This window comes from Pseudovibrio sp. Ad46 (assembly GCF_001623065.1).
Classification (GTDB): Bacteria; Pseudomonadota; Alphaproteobacteria; order Rhizobiales; family Stappiaceae; genus Pseudovibrio.
The window spans coordinates 1-1,453 of the sequence record NZ_LMCG01000033.1 but is presented as its reverse complement, the minus strand read 5'-3'; the positions used below and the strand labels follow the sequence as shown (position 1 = coordinate 1,453).

The 1,453-nt window shown below is 53.2% G+C and carries 1 protein-coding gene; it reads right to left on the bottom strand.

Features of this window, described 5'->3' with window-relative positions; translation table 11 throughout:
* Window positions 1-594: 594 nt before the first annotated feature.
* A complete protein-coding gene (locus PsAD46_RS06520; protein ID WP_063306426.1) occupies window positions 595-921 on the bottom strand; it encodes a hypothetical protein in 327 nt (108 codons plus the stop codon).
* Window positions 922-1,453 lie beyond the last annotated feature (532 nt).

Below are 1,453 nucleotides of genomic sequence, written 5' to 3'. Positions count from 1 at the left end.
AGACAAACCTGAGATCTTCAACGTATGTTTTGCAGCAAACACAGTCGCAAAAATCGACTTAACATCATAACATGACCGTCACCCATGTCCCCGAACAAACGTCAACTATCTCTCCGGGACAAACATCAAAGGCCGGGAAGACACCGGAGGAAGCCGACTGGCTGAGGAGCAAAAAGCCCGCACACCACTGTCTTTCCGCCCCTGAGCCGGGACCCACACGATAATTGCTGCATAGCGCTAGCCTAGCGTTTGCTGTCAGGCACTCATGGGTCCCGGGTCTCTGCTACGCTCCGCCCGGGATGACAGTGGGGGAAGCCGACTAGCTAAAGAGTAAGCCCACTTATCTGCGGGCACATGAAAATCAGCCGAAAACCACGCCTACCGCCTTCTCTTCACGCAATCACCCTCCCTCGTCATCCCGGGACAAGCAACGCGCAGATCCGGGATCCAGAGCAACACCACTAACGCATCAAAAAAACACACGAAGATGCTGGCCTGCGGGCACAATTCGCCCGGCCGCAGACCAGCAGGACACTCATGAAGGGCTGTGCAAGGGTGGTCGAGGCCAGCCCTTGGAGTGCCGTTCACAGTGATCTAATCAAGAGACGCTTTATTGGTATTGACCAGTGTTGGAGAGGCGACGCTGCGTGTCGCGTGACCAGAAAATCCTTTAGGGAAGGAAGTGCCGGACAACGCATCAGTTAAAGTTCCGCAGGTCTTATCAAGTGCCTCTAGGCGGTCAGATAATGCATGGTGCAAAGTGAAGAGAACGTCACGCTCACTGCTGTTCTTCATCCGCTCGCTCAGCACCAGATGCTGCATATAAGCAAGGTTCTGAAGATCAGAAACAGCAAAGTTCACGTCATCAATTTCATTCTGAAGAGTATTTGTGGCGCCACAGGCGCATGCAGAGTCGTCCATATTCAAAGCCTTCTTTTCTGGCTGTTGAAGTTCCGCACGACAATGAGCTTGTGACGGCCCGCTGGCGAGCGGGAGGTTCACAACCTGGAAAAGACAGGCGAGTTTATTCCCTCTCGAAAGAGGTGTTGTATTCACCGCCCTCCCGCTCATAGCAAAGGGTTTGCGCCCTCAGAAAAAAGGCACAAAAAATCCGCTAGTTGACGGGAGCGGTTACCGCTTTTCGGAGGTTGTGAAGCCTCACATATGAATGTGGAATGGAACGCACCACCTGTCAACGAAAAGTTGCAGGATGATAGGAAGGTGTTGCCGCAGGGATACGCTGGTGAGACCCCACCACCGTCATCCCGCACAAGCGTAGCGCGATGCGGGACCTAGAGCCCCACTTGCTAGCCCTATCCTTCGTCTTCCCGCACTTGATGCGGCAACTGTGTTTATGCATTGAATGGAACACTATCTCTGAGGAGTGCATTGGCTGTGATGAGTATCTTTCTCGCCAGAGCAATCATTGCCGCTTTGAAGGGCTTCCCTCTTT

What these genes read in the sequence shown, in the direction of transcription:
- PsAD46_RS06520 (WP_063306426.1), bottom strand. Translation starts at nt 921, where the DNA reads ATGGACGACTCTGCATGCGCCTGTGGCGCCACAAATACTCTTCAGAAT.